Source organism: Microcoleus sp. PH2017_12_PCY_D_A (assembly GCF_020738565.1).
GTDB lineage: Bacteria > Cyanobacteriota > Cyanobacteriia > Cyanobacteriales > Microcoleaceae > Microcoleus.
In genome coordinates this window covers 22,287-43,791 of sequence record NZ_JAEQCI010000017.1, presented here as the reverse complement: position 1 = coordinate 43,791, position 21,505 = coordinate 22,287, and the positions used below count along the sequence as shown (strand labels likewise).

The window sequence follows — 21,505 nt, the reverse complement described above, 5'->3', positions numbered from 1 at the left end:
TATTCCGATCCCCCTAAATTCCCCTGATTGTCGGGGGACTTTGAAATGACTCTTGTCCCCCCCTTATTAAGGGGGGTTAGGGGGGATCGGATTTCGGATTTCGGAATTCTATGCAGCCTCATAAAAAATTCGTGTCAGTCAATTTGAGATTTTAGACTTCGACTTCACTCCGTCGAACGATTTTAGATTTTAGATTGACTCTAAAGATGAATCTGGGAGCTTGAACTTTAGTCTAAAGTCTAAAATTTTGGGCTGCTCGCGACTTGAGTCGGGGGCTTGTCTGCATTGTTTTTGGGCGGTGTAATTTAATTGAAATCGGCATACCCTGTATCGACGAGGCGGATTAAAAATTTATGACTTGCAGTCTAGTTAGTGACAACAATCCAGGTTTGAGACTGCGTTCATCTGCGATCGCCAAAAATAGAATCTTGTCGCCCGCAAGCAACTTCTCAAAATTTCAATTTAGAGTCTTCGAGCGGATTTCTGTTTGAGGTAAATGCTGGAGACAATTGTTAGTGCTGAATTTTTCATGATGTTTTGGAGAAATCGATTTACAGATTTGCTGGTGAGCTACTTGCGATTTTCCTGGCTCTCCCTCAGTTACGCCCAAGAGAGTAGAAACCCGATTTATTCCTAGATTTTTTGCAACCCAACCAAGATTTACAATCTAAATCTGGTTTCCGAGCGCAAGTCCTCAACTAGAAAAACACCGATCGCCATCGGCTAGTTATGGCAAATTTAACCCAGCAATACTGCTCGATTAGGTTTTAATTGCTCCCTTTGGACGCGGCTCGTCCCCAAAAAGCTCCAACAACAACCCTTACACGTAAGTACATATTAACTGATGGATTACTACCTCAGCAAATCTTCGTAGATACAAGCCCCAATACAACCTATATCTTTTCACCGCGAACGTCAAGAGCTCGGGGTTGATAGTACCGACAATCTTGACAGGGCCCAGAAGGATTGACCGCGCAGCGGATGTAATTAGAGCGGGCGTTATACTCGCAAGTGATATCGCCGATCGGATAACCGAGGCCTTCTACGTAAGTGCGATCGCCCATTGCTAGTTGAGTAGGCAGGGGTCTATTTGCTACCGCCCGCCTGGCCGCTGCAATTCCCTCGCTAGCTTGCCTGCTTGCTGAGCGCATCACCCACAAAGACACTAGCGACGGAGCTAAACCTATGACAATAATCAGGAGAACTGTAAACACATTTTCAGAGCTTTTGTGAATAATCTTTTTTTTTATTTACATAATCCCGAAGCTAAAATCATCGGGCAACAGACGGTTTTAAATCAGGAAAGTTCCCAGTGAAATTTCAAACTATGCCGCCCGTGCGTTAACCGTTTGCTGGTAAGGTTCGTAGTGAGGACTTTAGTCCTCTCTAAATCAGAGGACTAAAGTCCTCACTACGAACGGGAGAGGGGTTACACTTGGGAGCATCTCATGTTTGTAAAAAGGATTTTTTTATTTGAGTGCTGTCCCCGCACAGCAAAGCGTGTATAAGCACGCGAGCTCGCGACAGCTCGCACTATAAATGCAAAACTGAGATACTCCCTTAAACTTTAGCAACCTGGGCCGCTAAATCCATCACCGCACTCGAAGCCTCCACCTTAGCAACATCAAGCAAAGTCTTCAACACCGAATCGGGATTCAAACTAATCGAATCAATTCCCAACTCAACCAAGAAGCGAGCAAACTCAGGATAATCGCTGGGCGCTTGGCCGCAAATGCCAATCTTGCGATCGTACTTCTTGGCAGCTTTAATGGCAATTTCCACCATCCGCTTCACAGCCTCATTGCGTTCGTCAAAGATGTGGGCGACTAAGGCAGAATCCCGGTCTAATCCTAATGTTAGCTGAGTTAAGTCGTTAGAGCCGATCGAGAATCCGTCAAAAACTTGGGCAAATTCGTCAGCAAATATCACATTGCTGGGCAATTCGCACATCACATAAACCTGCAAGCCATTTTCGCCCTTAACTAAACCGTGTTTTGCCATCTCGGCCAAGACTTTGCGCCCTTCCTCCGGCGTGCGGCAAAACGGAACCATCGGAATCACATTTGTCAAGCCCATTTCATCGCGAACTCGCTTCAAAGCAAGGCATTCCAAAGCGTAAGCTTCGCGGTAATTCGGGTCATAATAACGAGAAGCGCCGCGCCACCCGAGCATCGGGTTTTCTTCCTTCGGTTCAAACTGCCGCCCTCCCAGCAGATTAGCATATTCGTTGCTCTTGAAATCGCTCATCCGCACGATGACGGGATTGGGATAAAATGCGGCGGCGATGGTGGCAATTCCCCGCGCTAGTTTGTCGGTAAAGAAATCGGGTTTGTGTTCGTAAAGCGCTGTGAGTTTGGCAATTTGGCGCTTGACAGATTCGTCGGTCAATTCATCAAAGTGAATCAGTGCTAGGGGATGCGCTTTGATGTGGTTGGCGATGATGAATTCTAGCCGCGCTAACCCTAGGCCGTCGCAAGGAATTGCTGACAAACCAAAAGCTTCTTCTGGGTTGCCGACGTTCATTAAAATTTGAGTGCGGGTGCGGGGCAAATTGTCGATCGCAATTTCTTGAATTTCAAAAGGAACTAAACCGGAATAAACTTTGCCTTCGTCTCCTTCGGAACAAGAAACAGTGATTTCTTGATTGTTTTGCAAGACTTTGGTAGCGTCGCCGGTGCCGACAATGGCGGGGATTCCCATTTCCCGGGCAATGATCGCCGCGTGACAAGTGCGGCCGCCAGAATTGGTGACAATCGCCCTGGCTTTTTTCATGATCGGTTCCCAATCCGGGTCAGTTTTGTTGGTGACAAGAACTTCCCCTGCTTCAAAGTCAGCGATTTGGTGAACGTCTAAAATTACGCGGGCTTTACCTTGTCCGATGGCTTCGCCAACGGCGCGCCCTGTTGCCAAAATTGCGCTGGAACCTTGCAATTTGTAGTTCCGCAAAACTGTAGCGGATTTTTGTGATTGTACTGTTTCCGGCCGCGCTTGAACGATGAATAGTTCGCCTGTATTGCCATCTTTTGCCCACTCGATGTCCATTGGCGTGTAGGTGCCGCGGACTTGGGAGTAGTGTTCTTCTATTAATACTGCCCAACGTGCTAGTTGCAGAATTTCTTCATCGTTAAGGGCGTATTTAGCGCGTTCTATTGGCGCTACCGAGACGTTTTTGGTGTATTTGGAACCGCCGAGGTCGTACACCATTTTGATGTCTTTGGTGCCGAGGCGTTTGTCGAGAATTGGACGGAAACCTTGTTTTAATGTAGGTTTGAAAACTAGGTATTCGTCGGGGTTTACTGCTCCTTGAACGATGTTTTCTCCTAATCCGTAGGCGGCGGTGATTAAGGCGGCATTTTTGAAGCCGGTTTCGGTGTCGATGCTGAACATGACGCCGGAGGATGCTAAGTCCGATCGCACCATTTTTTGCACGCCGACGGATAAGGCGACTTCAAAGTGGTCGAAACCTCGCTGTTGGCGGTAAGAAATCGCTCTGTCGGTGAAGGTGGAGGCGAAGCATTTGTGGCAGCATTGGAGGACGCTGGTGCAGCCGTGGACGTTGAGGTAGGTTTCTTGCTGTCCGGCGAAACTGGCGTCTGGTAAGTCTTCGGCGGTGGCGGAGGAACGCACTGCTACGTCTGTATTGTCGCCTTCGCGATCGACTGTGCGATCGTAAGCGTGGGCGATCGCCGCTTGCAAGTCTCGCGGAAACGGTGTATTCAGAATCAATGCCCGTGCTTGCTTGCCTTTTTGTCGCAGGTTCTGGAGATCTTCTACGTCTAAATCTGCAAAAATTTCGCGCAATTTTGCTTCTAAACCCGCCGACTCGATGAAGTAGCGGTAAGCGTATGCTGTAGTTGCAAATCCATTGGGGACGCTGACTTTTTTGGAAGTTAACTGTTGGATCATTTCGCCCAATGAAGCATTCTTCCCGCCTACTAATGGGATGTCGTCGATGCCGACTTCATCAAACCACAACACCAAGGCTTTTTCTTTGGGAATTAAAACTTGTTTTTCTTGAATTGCTAATTTTTCGAGCATTGCTTTTTTCCTCTCAACTTCTGCTCAGTGCGGCCAGTCGATTTGAGATTTTAGCTTTGAGATTTACTCCACCACAGATGAATCTGCTAGCTTGAACTCTTAGTCTAATTTTTTGGGCTGCTGGCGACTCGTTTTGGGAGCTTGTCTCGGTTTTTGGGCTGGATCGAAGGACATTCAACAGTTGACAGTTGACAGTTGACCAGGGACAGTTTGAAGGCGACCTCTACCTAGAAGGAAGAGGATTAGAGTAATGAATAGTCTGATTTTAATTTCTCCCTCAAAGGCGGGCGGGCTTTCAACCAATTCTTTCTGGTAAACCCAGGAGGGTCATTTTTTTAATGTCGTTCTGTTGCGCCAATTATCGGATGTTTCCAGAGGCGGTCTCTACCCGAGTTTTTGATTGCCTCTATTTCAATATTATAACTTTTTTCCTAAATGGCAATACCCCGAGGGAAGATTTATTTAATTAATTGCAAATAGTAAAGAAATGGCAGCCTGGAGTTTTTGTAAGCTATCATACGAAAAACGAGTGGAAAGGTGAAGATCAAACATAATTCATACCCTTTTTTTGGGCGCGCAGCGGTGCGGGGATAGCGCTCGGATTGTGTTGGTACTGTAAAGGCAACCAAGGGGCCGTTGTCGGGGGCGATCGGCTGCCGGGGGCGATCGCCCAAAAAACACAACACAAAGCAGCTTCGTTTCCCTCAAAAAACCGAGCTGCTAAAAACCGTAAAAGTTTGACCTATAATTGAGTTTACCTACTTGCAGCAAAAACACAGCCGATGTAGAGTATTGTAGCTGTTGAACAAAAATATTTTATTTTTTGTAACCGACATTTTAGCGATTCAATTATTTATATGCTATAATAGTTAGCTCGACTGCCTTATGACAAAAAACAAGGTATATGATATCAGTTTTGAGCCCCACCGCAAAGCGAAACGGCTTTAAAGTTCTCCTGGTCGAAGACAATCAAGCCGAAGCCGATCTGATCGAAGAATTGTTATTAGAAACAAATGTCAGCAGAGCCGAGTCCCAAAGGCTGTCAGTAAGCCGTACAGAGCGTCTGAGTACAGCGCAGCAAATTTTGGTCGGCGAACATTTTGATGTGATTTTACTAGACCTTTCGCTGCCAGACAGCCAAGACTTAAGTACAATTGTCAAGATACAAGAATACAGCCTCAATACTCCGATCGTCGTCCTGACAGCCCGCAACGACGAACAACTCGCCGTGCAGTCAATCCAAGCCGGAGCTCAGGATTATCTAGTCAAGCGAAAAATCGACAGCGAAGTGTTAATGCGATCGCTCCGCTACGCAGTCGAGCGGCAGCACAACCAAGAAGCTTTGCAAAAAAGCGAAGAAAAATATCGCTCGGTAGTCGAGAATTCCCTCGTCGGAATTGCGATTATTGCTCCTCCAAATTCCCCCTCAGAACCCGAAAAATGCCAGTGGTTGGAAGTTAACGATGCTTTGTGCGATTTGCTCGGATACGATCGCCAAGAACTTTTGCACGGAAATTGGGAACAGTGGGGTTTTCCAGAAGACTGGCCCGCCAGTTTAGAGCAGTTAAATAAAATTTTGGCTGGGGAGAGCGAAGGCTATTTTTTAGATAAAAGGTGGCGCAGAAAAGACGGACAAATAGTTTATACTCGGGTTTCCATGCGCTGCATTCGCGGCCGGGATGGCTCGATCGACCGGATGATTAAAGTAGTCTTGGATGTGAGCGATCGCTACCGCTACGAAGCCGAATTAAAAGCATCAGAAGAGTTTTTAAATCACACGATTAATGCTACTCCCGACCCGATTTTTGTCAAGGACGAGCAGCACAGGTGGGTTGTATTAAACGATGCTTTTTGCGAATTGATGGGAAAAGGGCGATCGGAACTGATAGGGAAGTCGGGATATGAGTTTTTGCCCCCAGCACAAGCCGATTTTTTTAGACAACAAGACGAGCAAATATTGCAAACAAGCATCCCCGAGCAAACGGAAGAAACTTTTACAGTTGGCGGAGGTCAAGAAGGCATTATATCTACTAAAAAAACTGTTTTTAACAAACCCGACGGCACTAAAATGTTGGTGGGAATAATGCGAGATGTGACCGACTACAAGCGCCAGCAAATAGCGTTGCAGGAAAGCGAAGCTCGATTTCAAATAATCACCGCTAACGTGCCGGGAATGATTTATCAATATCGACTATCTGTTGATGGCAAAGCATCTTTTTCTTACGTTTCTTCTGGCAGTTGGCAGCTCTACAATTTACACCCAGAAGAAATAGAAGAAAATGCCGGCTTGGCTTTTGCTAAGGTTCACCCAGATGACATCTCAGACTTGCAGCGATCGATCGCAACTTCAGCGGCCACTCAGCAAGCTTGGCAACACCAGTGGCGGCAAGTTGTGGGAGAACGAGTGAAATGGCTCTCTGGCGCGTCGAGACCGCAAAAACAAGCCAACGGCGATATAATTTGGGACGGTTTGGTGATGGATGTCACCGAATTAAAACAAACCCAACAAGAGCGCGATCGATTTTTTAATATCTCGCTGGATTTACTTTGCATTGCAGGTTTTGACGGCTATTTCAAACGCTTAAACCCCGCTTGGTCTACTTTATTAGGTTACAGCAGAGCCGAACTTATAGCCCAACCTTTTCTAGAATTATTGCATCCAGAAGACCGAGCAAAAACTATAGCTGAATTAGAAAAAATCAAACAAGGCAACCCCGTTATTAACTTAGAAAACCGCTATCTTTGCCGAGATGGTACTTATAAATGGCTGTCGTGGACGGCATCGCCCTTTGCCGAAGAAAGTTTAATTTATGCAGTGGCCCGAGATATTACATTGAGCAAGCAAGCTGAAGCTGAATTGCGTAAAAGCGAAGCCACTAATCGCGCTCTTTTAAACGCGATACCCGATATGATATTTCGCTGTCGTGCCGACGGCACTTTTGTAGACTTCAAACCTGCAAAAGACCTCCAAACGCTTGTACCGGAAAACATATTTATTGGCAAAAAAGCACAAGACATATTACCTGCTGCTTTTGCTGAAAAAATCTTGTCCGGCAATCAACAAGCGAGCGACACCGGCGAAATTCAAGTTGTAGAATATCAACTGCAAATTAAGGAGGTACTGTGCGATTTTGAAGCGAGAATAGTCTTCTGCACGGATGACGAAATTATTGCGATCGTCCGCGACATCACCAGCCGCAAACGTTTTGAGTCAAAACTCCAGCGACAAGCAGTGGCAATGGCAAAAACTTCCGACGGTATCGCCATGCTCAATGCCGGCGGAGAAGTGATTTATGCCAACGCAGCCAGACTAAAAATCTACGGTTACGACTCTCTCGAAGAACTGTTAGGCAAAAGTTGGAAAGTATTCTACGAAGGTGCAGAATTGCAAAGGTTCGAGCAAGAAGTTGTGCCGGCTTTAGTGCAGAAAGGTTATTACATCACCGAAGCAGTAGGATGCCGCCGCGACGGCTCGAAAGTCCCTATAGATGTCTCGCTGACAATGCTACCAGACGGGGAAATCATTTGCATCGTTCGCGATATTGCTGCGAAAAAGAAAGCAGAAGCAGACTTGCAAGATAGCAAGCGGTTCGGCGATCGCATTGCTGAGGCAAGTCCTAATATTTTGTATGTTTACGACTTGATAGAACAAAAAAATATTTATGCGAATGCTTCTATCTCCCAGATTATTGGCTATACAGTAGATGAGATTGAGGCAATGGGGCCGTTGATGTCAACTTTAATGCACCCGGAAGATGCCCTCAAAATGCCTGATTATTTACAGCAAGTCGCAACGGGTACAGAAGGAGAGATCTTTGAAATTGAATACCGCGTCAGGCACAAGGATGGTTCTTGGCGCTGGATTGTCAGCCGAGATACTGTATTTGCCAAAACAGCAGACGGCAAGTTAAAACAAATTCTCGGCACGGGAACTGATATTACAGAAAGCAAGCAAGCAGAAGATGAAATTAAGCTGTTGCTGGCAGCAACTCAAGCCATTAGTCAGTCGGTTGATTTTCACAGCGCTCTCCCTGATATCCTGCGGTTGCTGTGCACTGCGATCGGCTGGGATTTTGCGGAAGCTTGGATGCCCGCTGCTAACGGTACTGTTTTGGAACACAGCGAAAGTTGGTATGCTAGCGATCGCGATTTAGATAGGTTTGGCCGCGAAAGTAAGAAAATTAGATTCGCGCCCGGATTGGGAGTGCCGGGACGGATTTGGTCAACCAGAAAGGTAGAATGGATTGAAGATGTTTCTGTAGTCAATTATTCATTTTTTGCCCGATCGCAAATGGCGGCAGCAGTCGGATTGAAAGCTTGTTTCGGAGTGCCAATCCGCGCTAAGAAAGAGGTTCTGGCAGTTTTACTGTTCTGCAAGCGCGAGCGATCGATTATGGAACCGCGTATAGTAGAGTTGGTCAAGGCGGTGGCGACTCAGTTGGGTTCTCACATTCAGCGCAAACAAGCCGAAGAAGAATTGCGTAAAAGCGAAGAACGCTGGCAGTTAGTTCTTAAAGGCAATCAAGACGGAATTTGGGACTTGAATCTTCAAACAGATGAAGCTTTTAGATCGGCCCGCTGGCAAGAAATTATCGGTTACGCAGAGGGCGAAATCGACAGCAGCAACAGCGAATGGATCGATCGCATCCATCCAGACGATCGCGATCGAGTGCAAGCCACAATCCAAGATTATCTCGATCGCCAAACCCCCCATTATGCCGCCGAATACCGCTTGCAATCCAAAGACGGCAGTTACAAGTGGGTGCTCGCCCGCGCTCAAGCAGTCTGGGACGAAGCCGGAAACCCCCTGCGGATGGTGGGTTCGATGACTGATATCAGCGATCGCAAAGCAGCAGAATTAGCTTTGCTGCGGGTCACTCAAGCCGTCGAAAGTACCAGCGACGCGATCGCGATCGCCGACTTGAAAGGGCGGTCTATTTACCACAATCAAGCCTTTATTCAGCGTTACGGCTACACGGTGGAAGAACTCAACGAGCTAGGCGATAGCGCCGCCCTTTACGTCCGGCCTAAAAGTTACAAGAAAATCTATAAAAACATTCGCAAAGGTCGCTCTTGGTGCGGCGAAGTTGCCCTCCGAACCAAGAGCGATGAAGCTGTTACCGCTCTGGTGCGAGCCGACAGCATTAAAGAGATAAATGGCAATTCAATCGGCTTAATTGCCGTGATTACCGACATCACAAGACGCAAAGAATCTGAAGCACTTTTGCGCCAGCAATTAAAGCGCGAACAGTTGGCAGTAGCCATGCTGGAACGCATTCGCTCTTCTCTCAATTTAGAAGAAATTCTCACCAAAGCAGTCGAAGAAGTGCGGCATTTTTTGCAAGTAGACCGCACTGTAATTTACCAATTCAAGCCGGATTGGAGCGGGTTTATCGCTGTCGAGTCGGTTGACGAAAATTCCCTATCAATTATAGGAATGGAAATTTACGACCCCTGTTTTGGGGAAGCCTACGTTCCTCTTTACCAAGATGGCAGAATTAGAGCCACAGAAGATGTTTACAATGCCGGCATCGCCGACTGTTACTTGAGTTTGTTGACTCGCCTCCAAGTGAGAGCGAGTCTGGTAGTGCCGATTTTGCAAGGCGAAAACTTGTGGGGGCTGTTGATAGCCCACCACTGCACGGGCCCGCGTCCCTGGCAGAGATTGGAGGCAGAGTGCCTGAAACAATTGGGGGTGCAGTTGGCGATCGCCATTGTGCAATCGACGCTGTTTGAACAAGCACAAACCGAAATTGCCGATCGAAAACAAGCCGAAGCCGCCCTGCAATTAGCCAAAGAAGCCGCCGAATCTGCCAACCGCGCTAAAAGCGACTTTCTCGCCAACATGAGCCACGAATTGCGGACGCCTTTGAACGGGATTTTAGGATACATTCAACTGCTCAAACCGGATAAGAATTTAACTGCGGAGCAGCAGGAAAGTCTCAACAACGTTCACCAGTGCGGCAACCACCTGCTAACCCTGATTAATGACGTTTTAGACCTCTCGAAAATCGAAGCTAGCAAAATGGAACTGTCACCGACAAACCTGCATTTTCCCAGCTTTGTTAAAAGTATTGTCAATCTGTTCCAGATGCGATCGCATCAAAAAGGAATTGCTTTTAATTACGAGCAGGTGTCGGCGCTGCCCGACTACGTTTTTGTTGATGAAATCAGGTTGCGCCAAGTTTTGATTAATTTGCTCAGCAATGCGGTTAAGTTTACCCAGAGCGGTGGCGTGACATTCAAAGTCGGTTACGCAGAAAATTATCCTCAAACCCACTGGGCGAAGTCTAATTTGACAGCAGAAGTTGCTACTCAAACAATCAATTTGACGGCCAATTTAGACGCTCCGAAAAAGTCGAGAGCGCCCCAAACCGCAGAAGCGCCCGAGGCGATAACAGCAACAAAAGTCGAGAGCGCCCCAACCGCTAAAATTCGCTTTCAAATCGAAGATACCGGCATCGGCATCCCGCAAAATAAATTAGAAGAAATATTTTTGCCTTTTCATCAAGTGGGCGATCGTAACAATTTCGTCGAAGGTACCGGACTAGGACTTTCCATCAGCCAAAAATTAGTCAAAATAATGGGCAGCCAAATTCACGTCCAAAGTACCCCCGGCAAAGGCAGCATATTTTGGTTGGATATAGACTTGCCCGCAGTCGCAGAATATTCTGAAACCCCCTCCACACAAGAAAAACGCCGGCTTATCGGTTTTAGAGGCAGCCAGCGGAAAATCCTGCTCGTGGACGATCACGAAGTAAATCGTGCCATGCTGCACAGGCTGCTTTCTCGTTTGGGCTTTGAAATTGCAGAAGCCACAGACGGCGAAGACTGCTTGCACAAAGCACAGGCATTTCTACCGGATCTAATTTTAATGGATTTGCTGATGCCCGTAATGGACGGCTGGGAAGCTACCAGGCGGCTGCGACAGTTGCCAGAATTAAAAGATGCGGTTATCCTTGCTTTGTCGGCTAGCGTTTACGAGGCTACCAAGCAAAAAAGCATACTTGCAGGTTGCGATCATTTTCTCACCAAACCGATTCAAACTAACGAGCTTTTAGAATTATTGCGCCTGCATTTGAGACTAGAATGGATTTACGAAGAAGGATCGGAAACCAAAAAACGCAAAGCTCAAACTCCCAAATCATTATCGGACATTGCGATTGCTGACTCAACAATAGTGTCTCCTGGTTCAGAGTCAGTCTTTGTCTTGTTAAGATTGGCTGCTATGGGCGATATTGAGGCTATTCTGGAGGAAACTGCTAAACTAGAAAATTCTGACCCGACATTAGTCCCTTTCGTTCAGCACGTTCGCCAACTTGCTAAAGGATTTCAGCTCAAGCAAATTCGAGATTTTTTGAAGCAACATTTGCCCTAAAATTGATGGTAGCTAACCGATAAATTAAAATCAGTTAAATCTCACGCCCCGAGCATCATTGTCAATAACGCAATACGCTTGGATTAAACCCGATCCCCCCGAATTCTTGCCCCCTACTCCCCCCTTAAAAGGGGGGGGACAGGATTCTTCTCAAAGTCCCCCGACTATACGGGGGATTTAGGGGGATCTCCGGAAAATAAACACTGTTAACCCAACAGTATTGCCCTAAAAGAGGTTATTGCAAATAGAAGCATCTACGAAGCAACCGGGTTTCTAGAGCCGCAGAAAATAGCTTGAATCCGATATGAATTCACAACCGACAACTCACAACTCAAAAAATTGAATTTTTCCCTTGAATATGAACGATAAGAATTCCGAAAGAAGCATCATACTAATTGTCGATGACAACCAAACAAATCTTGACGTACTTTTCGAGCTGTTAAGGAATTACGGCTTTAAGGTATTAGTGGCTCTAGACGGCGAAAGTGCGATCGAGCAAATTGAATACATCCATCCCGACTTGATTCTTTTGGATATCATGATGCCCGGAATTGACGGCTTTGAAACTTGCCTGCGTTTGAAAGCAGACCCGTCAACCCGAGACATTCCCATCATCTTCATGAGCGCCCTTTCCGAGACGCTTGATAAAGTAAAAGGCTTTCAGACAGGAGCCGTTGACTACATCACCAAGCCTTTCCAGCACGAAGAAGTGTTGAGCCGCATTCAAACTCACTTGACAATCCGCAACTTGCAACAAAAACTCGAAGAAAAAAACCTCGAACTAGCCCACCTCAACCAAAACCTGGAAAGACTTGTCGAACAAAAAACCAAGCAATTGATCGACCAGGAAAAAACAGCCATCATCGGACGTTTGACCCAGGGAATGGTGCACAACCTCAAAAGTCCGCTGCAAGTGATCCAGACAAGCGTCGATTTGATTGAAACAAAAGCCACAAAAATTCAAGAAGACACTTTTTTAAATTATACCAAGTATATTTTTCAAGCTGTCACAAAAATCAATCAGATCATGGATACTCTGATGATGAAAAGTAGGAAAGAACAAAACCAAGATTTGCATCCTGTGAATATCAACGATTTAGTGCAGCGAGAAATTCAGCTCTTGGAAGGCAATCTTTATTTTAAGAATAAAATTAGAAAAAAATACTTTTATGACGAGAAAATTGAAAGTATTCCCTTAATTTATTCCTATATTTCTCAAGTATTTTATAACTTAATAAATAATGCAATGGATGCGATGTGGGAAAGAAAAAGTAGGGAACTAACAATCGTGACTCGGCAAGACGACTCGAACATATACATGGATATTGCAGATACGGGATGCGGCATAGCACCTGAAGATTTGTCAAAACTTTTTGACCCTTTTTATACGTCAAAGCCGCCTAAAGGTGAAGAAAAAATAGAAGGGGAACCAACAGGAACTGGTCTCGGGCTTTATACTTGTATTGAACTTTTAAAACCTTTTAGTGGTGAGATTGCTATTAGCAGTAATCTCGGAGAAGGCAGCGTATTTACAGTTGTTTTACCCAAGCAGCCGAAAAATTAATTGACTCAACAAAGTAAAATCATGTCCAATTAAACAACCATAATTAAGTTCACAATCAGGTTCGATCGTTCGGACTTTAGTCCTTTCTTTGAGTTCGAGAACGACTCAAGTCTTCACTACGAACCAAAGCTAATTGTTAGTTCCGATTAAACAACCATAATTAAGTTCATAATTAGGTTCGTACTGAGGACTTTAGTCCTTTCTTTGAGATAAAGAAGGACTAAAGTCCTCACTACGAACCAAAGCTAGTTTTCAGTAATTCAACGGATACAATCTCCTAGGGCGTTCCGTAAATTCACTGTAGTTTCCCTAGGTTTGGAGTCAGGACTCAAAGTTTTTCTAGAGCCACAGTCTTTTGCCTTGCCCCTTGCTATTTCCCTGCCAAAGGTTGTAAATTTAAAATACAGGGGAGTTGCAATATCGGAAAGAGTATTATTTTGGGCCACTAGGTTTGGGGCGAGACGGACAACTTGCAGCGAACAACTCAATTCTACAAATAAATCTGGGGCGTCTGCAAGCACCCAGCGCACCCTAAAGCCTGTGGTTCAAGTTCCCCAAAAATGAGCTAGGTAGCTGCATCCGCTGCTGCGATTTTTTCTTTAGTAAAAAATAGCAAAATGAAATCTGTTTTTGCATCAACTTTAACGCCTGCTTGCTTGAAAGTTCTTTTAGTAGAAGACTGTGCAGAAGATGTAGAATTTATTCAAGAACTGCTGTCTGAGTGCCGACTGGGACAATTAATTGAGACGACCAATGTGGTTCGCCTCCGGGAAGCTATAGAAATTTTAAGCCGCGAGATTTTTGATGTAATTTTATTAGATCTTTCACTTCCTGACAGTCAAAAATTTAATTCTTTTTTCCGGCTGCAAGATTTCGGGATAAATATTCCCATCGTCATTCTGACAGCCGCCGATGACGAAGAAGTGGCCGTCGAGTTAATTGCTGCCGGCGCCCAAGATTATCTGGTGAAAAGCCAAGTAGACAGCCGGCTGCTGGTGCGGACGCTCAAGTGCGCGATCGCCCGCCAGAAACGGCAAGCAGAATGGCAAAAAAGTCAAGAAAAATACCCGCAGGTTGTTGACAATATCAAAGAAGTAGTTTTTGATACAAATATTGCGGGCAAGTGGACTTTTCTGAATCCGGCTTGGACGAAAATTACCGGATTTACGGTTGATGAAAGTTTAGGAAATTCCTGTTTGAGTTACATTCATGCTGACGACCAACACCAATATTTAAATTTGTTTAGAAGCCCGCTCGAAAATCAAGAAACATCTTGCTGCTATCAAATTCGATATCTTACCAAAAATGGCGAAATTCGCTGGGTAGAAGTTCAGGAATTTTTGATTTTTGGCGAAAACGGCGCGGCGCAGGGAACTACTGGAACTATCAACGATATTACGGAGAAAGTTTTAGCACTCTCAGAACTGGAAGCCAGTAAAAAGTTTTTGAATTGTACAATAAATGCAGTGGCTGACCCAATTTTTCTCAAGAACGAGGAGCGCCGCTGGATACTGTTAAATGATGCTTGTTGCAAGCTGCTCGGCAAGCCGCGCGAGGAACTGCTAGGTATGTCGGATTACGAGTTTTTCCCCAAAGAAGAAGCTGATTTTTTTTGGGAGAAAGACGAACAAGTGTTTAGCACGGGGGAAGAAAACGAAACAGAGGAATTTTTTACGGATGCCAGCGGTGCAAAGCACATTCTGTCTACTAAAAAAACTGTGTTTGACAATCCCGATGGTAGTAAGATTTTGGTAGGGATAATTCGAGATATCACAGAGGATAAGCGGAAACAATTAGCGCTGCAAGAAACCCAAGCTAGATTGCAGCAAATTGCTGCTAATTTGCCTGGAATAATTTATCAATTTCGGCTGGCGTCCGACGGCAAAAGATATTTTCCTTACATTTCTTCTGGCAGCCGCGATTTATATGAATTGGAACCCGAAACTATTCAGCAGAATCCCGAACTTATGTTCAGTTGCATTCATCCAGACGACCTCCCAAAAATTCAAGAATCTATTGTTTTTTCTGCGGCAAATATGCAGCCCTGGCAGCAGGAATGGCGCGCGATTGTGCCGTCGGGAAAACTTAAGTGGATGCGAGGAGTTTCGAGACCGCAACGACTTGATTGTCCGACGGTGATAGGGCCCGAAGGGGATATAGTTTGGGAAGGCATAGTGCTGGATATTACTGATTTAAAACAGGCGGAAGCAGCTTTGCGGGAGAGCGAAGCCAGATTTCGATCGCTAATTGAGAATATTCCCGGCGCTATCTGCCGCAGCTTGTACGATGCTGATTGGACGATGTTGTTTGTGAGTGACGAACTTGAGGCAATTAGCGGCTATGCTGCTGGGGATTTTATTCACAACAACCGCTTGAGTTTTGCTAGCATCATCGATAAGGCGGACAGGGAAATGGTCGATCGCACAGTCCGGGCAGCGGTAGACTCGAAACAGCCGTATCATGTAGAATACCGGATTGTGCGGGCTGACGGGGCGGTGCGCTGGGTGTCCCAAAGGGGTAGGGCGACTTACAATCCAGAAGGGTTGGTTTTGTGGCTTGACGGAGCGATTTTTGATATTACCCCTCGCAAAGGCGCCGAAATGACTCTGTGCTTGGTAACTCAAGCCGTAGACAGCGCTAGCGATGCGATCGCGATCGCAGATTTGGACGGGTGTTCAATTTATCACAATCAAGCATTTATTCAGCGCTACGGCTATACAGTTGAGGAACTAAATAATGCCGGCGGCCCAGCAGTAATGTACGCCAAATCTCAAGAATTGAGAAAGTTATTTAAAGTCCTGCGGAAAGGTTTGTCCTGGAGCAGTGAAATTGATCTAAAGGCTAAAAATGGCGAAATTATCGAAACTCAATTGCGAGCTGACTGCATTAAAGATAGCGCCGGTCAACAAATAGGAATGATGGCGATTATTGCCGACCTCACAGAACTCAAACGCGCCGAATCGGCATTGAAATTCAGTCAAGAGCGATTGCAGTTAGCGGTTTCAGGCAGCTCTTTGGGGCTGTGGGATTGGAATATCGCGACTGGCGAAACTTATTTTGACTCGCAGTGGAAATTAATGCTCGGTTACGCAGACAATGAAATTGAAAACAACTTCCAAGGTTGGGAAAATTTACTGCATCCCGAAGACAGAATGAAGGCAATAGAATCGTTAAATTTATATTTTGAAGGTGGCATCAAGATCTATGAATTTGAATTTAGGATGCTCAACAAAGCTGGAAATTGGCAGTGGATTTTGGGGATGGGCAAGGTAGTCGAGTACGACGAATGGGGGGCGCCGTTGCGGATGACGGGTACTCACAAAGATATCAGCGCCCGCGTGGCAGCCGAAGCCGAAAAAACACAGTTCATCGAATCTTTGCAACAACTGACCGAGCAGTTGCAAGCAGCGCAAAAAATTGCCCGCATGGGGAATTGGGAATTCGATATTGAGGCAGGAATTATTACTTGGTCGGCCCAAGTGTTTCGAGTTTACGGTAGAGAATTGAATCGGCCGCCGACAATGGAAGAAATTTTAGAGCAAATTCATGCCGATGACCGAGAAAGGGTGACAAAAGCTTTGCAAAAATCCGTGACTGAAGGGATAGCTTTCGACATCGACCACCGCATCTATTTTTCACCAGCAGAAATCCGGTACGTTAATTGTAAAGGTCAAGCTGTTAAAAACGAGTTGGGCAAAGTAGTGCGGCTTTTTGGCACGGAAATGGATATTACCGATCGCAAAAAATCAGAAATTGCTTTGCAAGAAAGCGAACAGCGATTTCGAGCTGTATTTGAACAAGCGGCAATTGGCATTGTTAAAGTGTCGCCCGACGGTCATTTTTTGAAGGTCAATCAAGGCTTTTGCAAGATTGTCGGATACTCAGAATTGGAACTGAAAGCACGAAATGTTTGGGAGATTTCTCACCCGGAAGATGTAGCAGCAGATGTCGAGTCGCGCCAAAGACTGTTAGCTGGGGAAATTTTGAATTATTCACTTGAGAAACGCTTTGTTCGCAAAGACTTTTCGTTTGTCTGGACTAACGTGACTGTATCTTTGGTGCGGGATGGGTTTGGGGAGCCGAGCTACTTAATTGGTGTGATTGAAGATATTAGCGATCGCAAACTTGCCGAGGCGATATTGCGCCAGCAATTAAAGCGAGAACGCTTGGTGGTAGGGATGCTGGAACGCATTCGCTCTTCTCTCAATTTAGAAGAAATATTGACAAAAGCTGTTGCTGAAGTACGGCATTTCTTGCAAACAGACCGGACAGTTATTTATCGTTTTAATCTTGATTGGAGCGGTTGTGTAGCTGTTGAGTCTGTGGATGAAAGTTGGCGGTCACTTCAGGGAATGACTATTAGCGATTCTTGCTTTAAAGACAGCTATGCTTCTGCTTACGAAAAAGGTCGCACTGTAGCTGTGGATGATATTTACAAAGCAGGTCTTTCTGAGTGCTACATTAATTTGTTAAGTCAATTTCAGGTGCGAGCTAATTTGGTAGTGCCGATTTTGCAAGGCGAGAAGTTGTGGGGATTGTTGATTGCTCACGAGTGCGCGAGCCGCCGCCGCTGGCTGGAAATTGAGGTGGAGTGTCTCAAACAAATTAGCGTGCAGTTGGCGATCGCGATCCAGCAATCGACGCTGTTCGAGCAAGCACAAACTGAAATTGCCGATCGCAAACAAGCCGAGTCAGCTTTGCAGGAATCGGAAGCGCGAGAACGTTCAAAAGCGCTAGAGTTGGAAGCAGCTATTAACAAACTCAGAACCACTCAAGCTCAGCTCGTTCAAAATGAAAAAATGGTGAGTTTGGGTCAGTTAGTTGCTGGTGTCGCTCACGAAATTAATAACCCAGTTAGCTTTATTCACGGCAATCTCAGTCCGGCTAGACGTTACAGTTTAGACTTGCTGGAATTGATTAAAGTTTATCAGGATTACTGTCCTAATCCTCCGACCCAAGTGTGGGATAAAATTGATGAAATAGATTTGGATTATATTGCTCAGGATTTCCCAAAATTGTTTAGTTCGATGCAAGTAGGAACGGAGCGAATTGTCGAGATTGTCAAATCCTTGCGTAATTTTTCCCGGTTGGACGAGTCGGCTGGGAAGTCGGCGAACATTCACGAGGGAATTGACAGCACTTTGATGATTTTGCAAAATCGCTTGAAATCTCACAGCAGCCGTCCGGCGATTGAGATAGTTAAAGATTACCAGTTATTGCCGCGGGTTGAATGTTTTCCGGGCGAGTTGAATCAGGTATTTATGAATATTTTGATTAATGCGATCGATGCTTTGGAAGAACGGGACAAGGGGCGGACGATCGAGGAGTGCGATCGGCATCCCAGTACGATCGCGATTCGCACTTATGAGACTGCTGGGGGCTTCGTAGCGGTATCTATTGCGGACAACGGGCGGGGGATACCGGAGTCGGTGCGATCGAGGCTGTTTGACCCGTTTTTCACGACTAAGCCTGTGGGCAAGGGCACGGGTTTGGGACTGTCGATTTCTCACTCGATTGTAGTCGATCGCCACGGCGGCAGATTGAGCTGTATTTCGACACTGGGAGAGGGATCGGAGTTTTTGATTGAAATTCCCGTGCGATCGAATTTAAGTGGTACGAGTTCAAATAACAGTTGACAGTTGACAGTTGACAGTTGACAGTTGAGGGTTGTTATTGGTTATTGGTTATTTGTTATTTGTTATTTGTGAGATCGCAAATTAAAGAATTTACACTCGCCGATTGTGGAATGGGCGGGGGAGCCCGTTCTTTATGGACGGGCTCCCCCGCCCATCCCACAAGAACAATAAAGATTGTAAGTTATTTAATTCTCATTCCTGAGTTGGTATCAATGCCCAATGCCCAATTACCAATTCCCTCTTCCTTCTTCCTTCTTCCTTCTTCCTTCTTCCTTCACATCAAAATCGGGGAAGATTCCGACTTGTTGCTGGCGTGACAAATACGATTTTTGCCTTCGGTTTTGGCTTGATAAAGGGCGCTGTCAGCACTGCGAATTAGGCTGTCAGGAGATTGCTGGGGAGAAGGAATCGCTGTGGCAATGCCGCAACTGAGGGTAACGCAGGAGTTAATTGACGATCGCGCGTGGGGCAGTTGCAAGCTGGCGATGCGATCGAAAATTTTCCGGGCGACAATGTTTGCCCCTTCAGCGCTGGTGTTGGGCAGCACTACGGCAAATTCTTCGCCGCCGTAGCGGGCTGCCAAATCCCCAGCCCGCTTGGCACAAGAGGCGATCGCCCCGGCAACTTGACGCAAACAATCGTCGCCGCCGAGGTGCCCGTAAAAGTCGTTATAAAGTTTAAAAAAGTCGATGTCAAACATAATTAAAGACAGCGGCAGTTCCTCTCTTGCCAATCTGCGCCACTCTAACATCAAAACGCGATCGAACTGGCGGCGGTTGGCAATGCCCGTCAGTCCGTCAGTAGTTGCCAGTTCCTGCAATTTTTGATTGGCTATTGCTAGCTGGCGGTAAAGTTGAGATTGTTCGATCGCGATCGCCACTTGATTCGCCAAGTGCTGTAAAAAATCTATTTCCCACTGCTGCCATTCTCTCGCCTCGCTGCAATTGTATGCTGTCAGCATTCCCCACAAACTATTGCGATTTTCACTTACCAAATCCGGCGCACTTTTTCCCTGCGCCTGCGGTTTGCCAACAGCCGGCAGCGAGATATAATTTTCGGCTGCATCTTGATTTTTTTCGGCTTCCCAAACAGGGCATTGTAGTCTTTTGTTTACCGTTTCCCAGTCGCCAGATTGCCAAATTGGCACGCTTAAAACTGCTGCAATTTCACAATCTGCCAGCAATTCTTTGCAACTGCCAGATAAGGCGGCAGTGCTGACATCTGCTATTGCTTGTACCGACTGGGATTCTACCAAAACAAAGCATGACACCGCCAAAGCAGCACTAATATTTTGGTTGTCAATATAACCGTCTGGCAAACCGTCACCTGCAACGATCGCACCTTTTTGGTCTTCCCCGTCAAATTGAGACGCCCAATCCTGACAGCGATAAATTAAAACCCGGTCTGTTTTGAGAAATTGGCGCACTTCTGCGACGGTACTTTGGAGAATGCTGGAGGCGTCTATGGACGATCGAATATGTTCGATCATTTGTCCCAACAGCCGCTCTCGGATCGCCTGCTGCCGCAATTTTTCTTCGACTTGCTGCCGTTCGATCGCGTAATGGATTGCGCGCACCAGCAGAGTTCTCTGAAATCTTCCCTTTACCAAACAATCCTGAGCGCCCGAGCGCAATACCGACAGCGCCGTATTTTCATCGTTGATATCCGTCAGCACCACAACCGGCACTGTGGGCGATCGGGCTTTCAAGACGGCGAGATCCTCACTTCCCCCCAAGCTGTCTGACACTGACAAATCTAACAGTACGGCGTCAAACTTTTCTGCTTCCAGACACGCGAGTCCCATCTCCAGAGACTTAACAGTTTCGAGGCGAAACATAGACTCGCTGAATGACCCTAAAAGGTCTTCGATCAGCGTCGCATCTGCCAGATCGTCCTCAACTAACAAAATTTTCAGAGATTGGTTACGTGTTAACACAACTATAGCGTTGGGAGCGGGTTGAAGGAAACTTTTTGGTTTTGAGAGCGATATGGGCGATCGGCACTAAACAACAATAATATCTTCTAGCGGCGGGTTTAACCCGGATCTTTAACTAGCAGCCAGTGGAGCGCTGCTCTCGCCCACCCTCCCCATCAGCCAGTTTATTTGTACATACCTACTTATTTGCGATCGGGCTAATATGTCCCAATACGCGATTATTAACACTATTTATTCCCCGGAGATACCCCTAAATCCCCCTTAAGAAGGGGGACGAAAAAGAATATTCTTGTCCCCCCCTTAAGAAGGGGGGTTAGGGGGGATCGGGCTAATATGTCGGTCTATCAAATTCAGTTTACACTCAAACTATCGATCTAGCCATCAATTAAAGCTTACAGATCCGCGGGCGGGAGCGAAACGATTTCAAACCAATACTGGCATAAAGTCTTCATTACTTCAACCAATCCTTGAAAAGTGACTGGTTTAGATATAAAAGAATTCGCGCCCAACCGATAGCAAAGCAAGATATCTCCGCTGCGGTGCGACGTTGTGAGAATCACCACCGGAATTTGTTGAAACTGGGGGTCAGATCTGATCGAAATTAGTGCTTCTCGCCCGTCAAGCCTCGGCATATTCAGATCCAAAAGTATCAGGTCTGGTCGCTGCCAACTGCTGCCACCAGCATATTGACCGCGACGGTACAAATAGTCTAACACTTGTTCTCCATTTTCTACAAATTCGCTTCTAATTGCTAATCGAACTTCTCCCAGTGCTTCCTCCACCAAAAAGCGCGTGTCCTCGTCATCGTTTGCTATTAAAAGAGTAAATTTCTTCGGAGAAGTTTTATTTGGATAATTCACGGCTTTGTCTCACTACCAACGGATTTTGTGAGGCGGCGGGACTTGGAGCAGTGTCGGATTGCAAGCATTGCATCTGTTGCCATCATCCGGCAA

General features: G+C 46.1%; 8 protein-coding genes. 3 read left to right on the top strand and 5 right to left on the bottom strand.

The window, feature by feature from the left end; genetic code table 11:
* Positions 1 to 893: 893 nt before the first annotated feature.
* The 3 genes from JGK39_RS03615 to JGK39_RS03605 form a co-directional block, all read right to left on the bottom strand.
* Complete coding sequence (locus tag JGK39_RS03615; protein ID WP_293249486.1) at positions 894 to 1,214, bottom strand: DUF6464 family protein; 321 nt, start codon at positions 1,212 to 1,214, stop codon at positions 894 to 896.
* Between the two features lie 346 nt (positions 1,215 to 1,560).
* Positions 1,561 to 4,038 carry a phosphoenolpyruvate synthase gene (gene ppsA, locus JGK39_RS03610; RefSeq protein ID WP_293249489.1) on the bottom strand — a complete coding sequence of 826 codons (2,478 nt, stop codon included), beginning with the start codon at positions 4,036 to 4,038 and terminating at the stop codon, positions 1,561 to 1,563.
* A gap of 544 nt (positions 4,039 to 4,582) precedes the next feature.
* Positions 4,583 to 4,726, bottom strand: a complete 144-nt coding sequence (locus tag JGK39_RS03605; RefSeq protein ID WP_293249492.1) for a hypothetical protein — start codon at positions 4,724 to 4,726, stop codon at positions 4,583 to 4,585.
* Positions 4,727 to 4,942: 216 nt separating this feature from the next.
* Here JGK39_RS03605 and JGK39_RS03600 point away from each other — a divergent pair, with 216 nt between their 5' ends.
* From JGK39_RS03600 to JGK39_RS03590, 3 genes are all read left to right on the top strand, one after another.
* Positions 4,943 to 11,416, top strand: a complete 6,474-nt coding sequence (locus tag JGK39_RS03600; RefSeq protein WP_293249495.1) for a PAS domain S-box protein — start codon at positions 4,943 to 4,945, stop codon at positions 11,414 to 11,416.
* A 358-nt stretch (positions 11,417 to 11,774) separates the two neighbouring features.
* Entirely contained in the window at positions 11,775 to 12,980 is a 1,206-nt protein-coding gene (locus JGK39_RS03595) for a response regulator (RefSeq protein WP_293249498.1), read from the top strand.
* A 617-nt stretch (positions 12,981 to 13,597) separates the two neighbouring features.
* On the top strand, positions 13,598 to 18,616 hold the full coding sequence (locus JGK39_RS03590) for a PAS domain S-box protein (protein WP_293249501.1): 5,019 nt from the start codon (positions 13,598 to 13,600) through the stop codon (positions 18,614 to 18,616).
* Positions 18,617 to 18,890: 274 nt separating this feature from the next.
* Here the strand turns inward: JGK39_RS03590 and JGK39_RS03585 are convergent, their stop codons facing one another.
* Both JGK39_RS03585 and JGK39_RS03580 read right to left on the bottom strand, forming a co-directional pair.
* Positions 18,891 to 20,552 carry a diguanylate cyclase gene (locus JGK39_RS03585; protein ID WP_293249504.1) on the bottom strand — a complete coding sequence of 554 codons (1,662 nt, stop codon included), beginning with the start codon at positions 20,550 to 20,552 and terminating at the stop codon, positions 18,891 to 18,893.
* 392 nt (positions 20,553 to 20,944) lie between these two features.
* A complete protein-coding gene (locus JGK39_RS03580; RefSeq protein ID WP_293249507.1) occupies positions 20,945 to 21,412 on the bottom strand; it encodes a response regulator in 468 nt (155 codons plus the stop codon).
* Positions 21,413 to 21,505 lie beyond the last annotated feature (93 nt).